The 6162-nt window shown below is 50.9% G+C and carries 7 protein-coding genes; all 7 read right to left on the reverse strand.

Annotated elements, in window-relative coordinates; translation table 11 throughout:
• Positions 1–692: 692 nt before the first annotated feature.
• Positions 693–1100 carry an entry exclusion protein 1 gene (locus DM374_RS31905; RefSeq protein WP_225422660.1) on the reverse strand — a complete coding sequence of 136 codons (408 nt, stop codon included), beginning with the start codon at positions 1098–1100 and terminating at the stop codon, positions 693–695.
• Positions 1101–1131: 31 nt separating this feature from the next.
• Entirely contained in the window at positions 1132–1674 is a 543-nt protein-coding gene (locus DM374_RS31910) for a plasmid replication initiation protein (protein WP_157969793.1), read from the reverse strand.
• A gap of 770 nt (positions 1675–2444) precedes the next feature.
• The gene (locus tag DM374_RS31915) at positions 2445–3134 is read right to left on the reverse strand and encodes an NYN domain-containing protein (RefSeq protein ID WP_110973463.1); all 690 of its coding nucleotides are present in this window, start codon (positions 3132–3134) and stop codon (positions 2445–2447) included.
• A 675-nt stretch (positions 3135–3809) separates the two neighbouring features.
• Entirely contained in the window at positions 3810–4469 is a 660-nt protein-coding gene (gene virB5, locus DM374_RS31925; RefSeq protein ID WP_110973465.1) for a P-type DNA transfer protein VirB5, read from the reverse strand.
• 36 nt (positions 4470–4505) lie between these two features.
• Entirely contained in the window at positions 4506–4727 is a 222-nt protein-coding gene (locus tag DM374_RS31930) for a hypothetical protein (protein ID WP_110973466.1), read from the reverse strand.
• 11 nt (positions 4728–4738) lie between these two features.
• The gene (locus DM374_RS33345; protein ID WP_157969794.1) at positions 4739–5131 is read right to left on the reverse strand and encodes a hypothetical protein; all 393 of its coding nucleotides are present in this window, start codon (positions 5129–5131) and stop codon (positions 4739–4741) included.
• Between the two features lie 251 nt (positions 5132–5382).
• Positions 5383–6162: type IV secretion system protein (locus DM374_RS31935; RefSeq protein ID WP_157969795.1), on the reverse strand; the 780-nt coding region annotated here is incomplete at its 5' end.

Consider the following 6162-nt stretch of genomic DNA (forward strand, 5'->3'; position numbering starts at 1 on the left):
TTTCAAGCTTCTTCCAACGAAATTCATCATCCAAAAACTACCAAATACAGCAGACATCGTGACCATGAGTTTAGATGTACCATTTACAATGGTCCCATTCATTGATGCGTCTATGGCATCAAAAATTGGTTGAACTACAGCAACGTCCATAAAGAATTCCTTTGCTTAAATATTGTCTATTTGCAATTCGTAATCTTGTTTATTAGCTTCGCCACATTGGAAAATGTGGCGCTCGCCAAATTGTCAATTCCAGTATTGAATACCCTCAGCTCGGAAGGAGACATCTTTGGCTCTTTGCTTAGAGCGGAATTCTTTATATACGTATGAAGCATCAAGTGCATGGCCTGCAATGAAGATATTTCTTTGTTCAAAGAGTCAATAATATCTATGAGATCGAATTCGTGATCAGATGCCATGATTATTCCTCTCCTACAGGAAGAGGTACTGTATGCAGCGGTTTTCTTACTAGGCGGTAGCCTTTGCCGTCGCGGCGATGTTGGATCTGTATCAAGCATGGGGCATATAGCTTGAGATCTTGATGAGTGGCGACTAGCTCCAGGACAGTGAATTGCGAGTCCTGCAGGGCGTTTTCTGTAGAATGCGGTCCAGCCATAGTGAACACCTCCTAGCGGTGTCGTTGTGGTTAGGCGCTAGTCGGGGTTGCCCCCCCGGCCAGCGCCGGTTCCTAACCCTTATCGGGTCATAAAAGGCCTCCGCCACCATGGCGTCGGCTTGTCGTCAGGGACCTTCTCAGGTACCTCTGTATGTGTGTCAGGTTGTGCCAGATCCGGCTTGTGCTCGATCAGGCGCATTGCCTGGCGAAGCTCGGCCACTTCCTCCCTCAAAGCTTTCAGTTCGGCCATGATCAGGGCGGTGTCCTGTGAGCCAAGGCCAGTGTCAGCATGTGCCGTTTTTTCAGGTTCTGGCTGTGTCAGAGGTTTCAGCTCGCCATAGACGCGGATTAGCTCTGACGTTTCCAGGCGGCGGGCGTTTTCACCCTCTGGCTCCCAAGATAAGCGACCTGTGGCCATATCCCGATAAAGAGTCCTACGACTCTTGCCGGTCAGTTTCTGTGCTTCCTGGATGGTGTGCCAAGCCATGTGTCACGTCTCCTCAGTGGTCTGTGCCACCTTACTCGTGATCGCCCTGGCCGTCAGGATCTCTAACGCGAGGAACTTCGTCCCTAGTCAGAGGCAGTAGCTCTGCTTGGTCTGGTGGTGGCAGATCTCCAGTAGAGATAGGTTGCTCTCCTGCTTGAAGAACTGGCACGTGCCGCAGCTCGATGTTGTCCCAATCCTCGACAGGTCGGCCCTGATCGCTCTCACTTGCAACGACCTCGGCATAGAACGACGCATAGCGTTTGCCGCTGTGGTCGCGCCAAACCACCTTCGAGTTGATAACGTACCCATTGGCAGTGCCGATCTTCACGATCTGCAGCCACCGCTCAGACTCCAGCAGGCGGATAGCGTTGTGTATCGCCGTCCGGCCGTAGCTGAGGATCTGGCAGAGCGTGGTTTGGCTAATGACAATGGCATTGGTCTTGTTCATACGCTCAGTGAGCAGCATGAAGACCTGGAAGGCGCAGGGACTGCGCCGGGACAGCTCTCTGATGTCCCGTATGTAGCCGCGGGTCAACATAGCGAAATCAGCAGGGTCTTTTCTGATCTGTTTCAAGTGAACATATCCGTTCGGCTCAGTGAACATTGTGTTCAGTATATATGAACACCGTGTGCGCACACAATGTTCACTCAAGTGGTAAATGTTCACTAGCTGAGTGAACATATATGTTCGCTCTAGAGTGAACATTGCAAGCAGGCCCAAAAACCGCTGTAAGCCGCGAAATACGTGGCCTCCAGCATTTTCGGAGTGAAAACGCCCTCTTATTCTTTTAGGAGCGGCCCCGGGAGGGGCTATGTGGTGCCGCCTGCGGCGCCACCGCTTGCGGCCTTGCAGGCTGCCATAAAGGCAGCCGCCGGCCTCGGTGGTGCCCTCACCACCGCGTTCTTCTGCACCTCAGACAAGGGAAAATGAAGCCGTCTGAAGCCCAGGTCCGTCTGGATCGCTGGGTCGCCGTAGGCGAACCAGGGAGCCAGGCGGACCCGACAAGCGAAGCGCGTCAGTGCGGATCGACAGGCTACGCCTGCCGGCAGTTATCCACGGGCGTAGCCGGTGGGTAACTGGCAAAGTCATACACGGTAGTGGGTTCACTACTGCAGGCGGCGCGTAGCGCCGGGGCGGCCGAAGGCCGCCTGTCTTAGGATTCAAAATTTTCGCCAGCCTGATGTTAGCGGCGTTCCAGTCGCTGTGCGCCCAAGAAATTCTGCGTCTTTCCCGCAAGACCATGCATGGGCGCTTCGCTCCTTCACGCCGCTGGCTTCGCCCTGCGCACTTCGTTTGCGGGTGATCCAGTGTGAAGGGAACTAGAAAATTCGGTGATGGCCGCCTTACCAGTAGTCAGGCTTGTCTGCAGGTTTCTTGCGAGTGGGTACCCGAGATGGAAATTGATGCGCGCTAAGCTCGACGTTCGTCACAACGTGGCGCATCCAGTGGGCGTACTGCTTAAGCGAGCCTGGCACGGTTCGCTTGATGCCTTCACGGTGAGGAAGTATCACGCCCAAGCGCAGCTCCGGGAAGTCTTCGTGAATAGCCTTCAGGGCCGGAGTCATGTCGGTGTCTGCAGAGACCAGAACCAGCTGCTCGATGCGCTGATCAGGCGGCAGCGCGGACTGGCGTACCGCAAGCCGGTACATGCTGATCGCGATGTGTACGTCCGTCTCTTTCTCCTCGAGCTTCCAGATTTCGACCTGGTCAGCTCTGGATGCGGGGGTGTTCTTGTCGATAAAGCGGGGAGCCTTGCCGGATTCGAGCTGATGCCTGCCATAGAAGACATTTACGCCACGTGCGATCAGGGCTCGGAGATAAGTGTCTTGGGCTTCTTTAGACGCAATTCCCCGAGTAGCTAGTGACGGTTTGACGCCTGAGGTGAAGAAGCTTACGGCCTCTACCGTGCTGCCTGGGTGCTCGACATGGACGATATGACCAAGAAGGGCCTGCAGATCAAGCCATTTGTACTCAGTGCCTGCCAACAGGCCGTAGAAAAGGTTGTAACCGTCGACAAAGCAGGCCGTGCGCAAGATTTCTCATCCCTTAGAAACGAAAAAACCGGCTCTTGGCCGGTTTTTTCACCCCAACGGCCAGTGAACTTAATCGCTGCGTACGGGGCTGAGTAGTGAGACCATATTCCACTATTTGTGGAATGGGATCAACGGTTTTTTATAAAAACCTCGGCAATCAGCGAGGTTTTGCGCTCGTGATCGTTCTAAGCGAGCTGGTGGCCATCACCTGGTGCAGATCTGCCCGGGGCCCGCGTGTCGACGTGGCCGGCCGGCTCGCCGGCTACGCCGGTGCTGTCCTGCAGGGGCTGGCCAGGCGCTGTTCTAGGGCGACGATCGGCGCCGCCGGGATCGATGTCGAGCAGCTGGTGGCCAGTACCTGGTGCGGATCTGCCCCGGGACGAGCTGGTCGACGTGGCCGGCCGGGTCGCCGGCGGCGCCGGTGCTGTCCTGTAGGGGTTGGCCAGGCCCTGTTCCAGGGCGGCGATCGGCGCCGGCGTGATCGAGGACGAGCAGCTGGTGGCCATCACCTGGTGCGGATCTGCCTCGGGGCGAGCTGGCCACGCGCCCGGCCTGGTCGCCGGCGCTGTCCTGCAGGTGACGGCCAGGTCCAGGGCGGCGATCGGTGCCGGCGACATCGAGCACTAGCTGGCGGCACTCACGAGATAGTGAAAATGTTCATAGCAGAAGCCAGTTTTACTTCCCATTCAACCTATCCATAAAAGCTTGGGCCCTTTGGCGATCCATTATTTTTTCTTGTTGCTGTTGTAGCATTTGAATATTTGCTATTCGCATTTGTTGATTTTGTTGCTCAATAATCTCTTGTTGATAGCGTAGTTGTAAGTCGCTTTTTTGTTGAGGAGTTTCCACTTCATCTAGCTTGGATCGTAATGCCTCTGCATTCGAAACACGCTCTGTACTCGCGTTGTAATTACGCTCTAGGGCTTCTACTGCCGCTAGCATCATGTCGAATTTCTGTTGAACGCTGAGGTTATCGGATATTAAACCGTACCGTTTTCTCAGAGCTACTATGTCTGTAGCAGTATTGTAAACTTCTGACCATTCGCCGAGTGGAAGGACTTTATTCAAGGATGGGCTGTTTAAGAACCTTCCAAGTTTATCGTTCCCTGACACGAGGCTTTTGTAGTTTTCGTATTGCTGTCTAGCTTGCGCAATACCATTTTTTGCATTATTTAATGCATCTAGTGCCTGTGTCGCTTGAGCAATTGCATTGTTTTGTAAAATTGCTGCTGCCGCAACATCTACAGTCGGAATTCCGGTTGCCAGTGTGACTGTAGGAAGAATACTGATTGAAAATAAACAAAAAACTATAACTGTGCTAATTTTTTTCTTCATGATTATCTCGGTTTAAATAATGCGTAAAATATATTTTTAGCGCTCGCTGTTTAACGGCCGCTGCCAGTCAATAATTGTATTTTTTGCCAAGGTGTGCATTACGCAGGAAAGGTTGTTCTGCGCCAAGAGACAGGATTTTAATAAAATCAAATGACTTTCTAGATCGAAACTTTTCTCCCCGCTACTCATGACTTCCTTTTCCATTTTCTGCATAACAGACAAATGATGCTGAGCTTCCTCAATTTGTTTTTTAATCATGTCTCATCCAACTATTGTTTTATATCTGAAGGGTAAATCAAGCTTTTTTTGGGCGTTGGGTCATAATTAAAATCCTGGCGTCGGCGATACCCATCGCGAGAGCTTGAGGGTGATTTGAACGGATGATTTTTATTCGTATCAACTTCTTGAGTCTGATGTGGCTCAACTATTTTAGGCGGTTTCTTTTTACGCGCCCGATATAGCATTGACGAAAGTAGCTCAGGAGATATGGGTTTTTTAGACCCCTGTGTGAGCACGTTGCTAATAAACCCGTTGCTATATCCAAAATCTCTAAGTTTTTCGAGAATTTGTAGATTGTTTTCGATGGCTTTCTGCATCGGTATAGATGCGCTCAAGGCTTCTGCTACCAGACTTAGTTGCTTCCTGGCCGCTTCGTCGTTCATCTGTAAGACCTGTGTGCATGTGGCGTCCGTAGGCTGTCTAGGCACTGTCTATGAAGAGATTTGGCTTGTCTAGTAGGCGCCCAGTAAGCGCTATGAGCTGATTTTTAAGGAGAAAACTGAAAGTAAAATGAGGCACGTTACCGATTGTTTACACAATCGACGTGCCAAAGGGGATACCCCTTTGAAACCCCTGTTAGCGCCCGACGAACGGTCAAAAAAAAGAGGCTGGAATTCTCCAGCCTCTTTTCCGATTACTCGATTGATGCACGGTGACGGCGTAGTTTAGAAAGATTTTTTGCCATTTTAAACGCTGCCCCAACACCTCCTGATCTGAGCATTGAGCCAACTGATGAACTACCTATGGGCGTTCCGCCCATGACGCTAGCTGCGTAGTTGGGGATCGTTTGCGCCAGGACTGCGAAAGCACCGAATACAAGAGGCATGCTCAACAGGCTTATCCAATCTGCTTTAATTGGGCCGTTAGCTGGTAGAATTGTATTGCTGATATATGTGACTTCTACCGAAACTACAACGCCGAACAGAATATTTGTCAGCATGAAACCAGCCAATAAATTTATCCATCCCCAAGCATATTGCTTTGTGGCATCAAATAAGAAGAAGGCTATGAATACAGGGCCGACTATAAGAAACAAAGTAGTGGCCAGCTTCAACATTATCAATGTTGAGACACAAACTCCTAAAAATGCCAGTCCTGATAGAACAAGTATCGCAAGCGCAATTATGGCCGCAGCGAGGTCTGCCACATCGCTATTGAATAAACTGAAGTCGAGACCTTTCATGAACTCAATAACAGTGTTCATATATGAGCCAATTAGAGTATCTACCATGTTCGCAGAGTTTGAGTCGGATCCAACTAGAATCTGAGTTATCCCGGCGGGGATGCTAGAGACTAGTGGAACTATATTTTCCATGTACCAACCAACATTAAAGGCAAAGCCAGTAATGATGCCCATTTTCAATATGCTATAGATAACATCTTCGAATATCATGTCCATGCCCTGGAACAGCCA

This window comes from Pseudomonas huaxiensis, from assembly GCF_003231275.1.
Lineage (GTDB): Bacteria > Pseudomonadota > Gammaproteobacteria > Pseudomonadales > Pseudomonadaceae > Aquipseudomonas > Aquipseudomonas huaxiensis.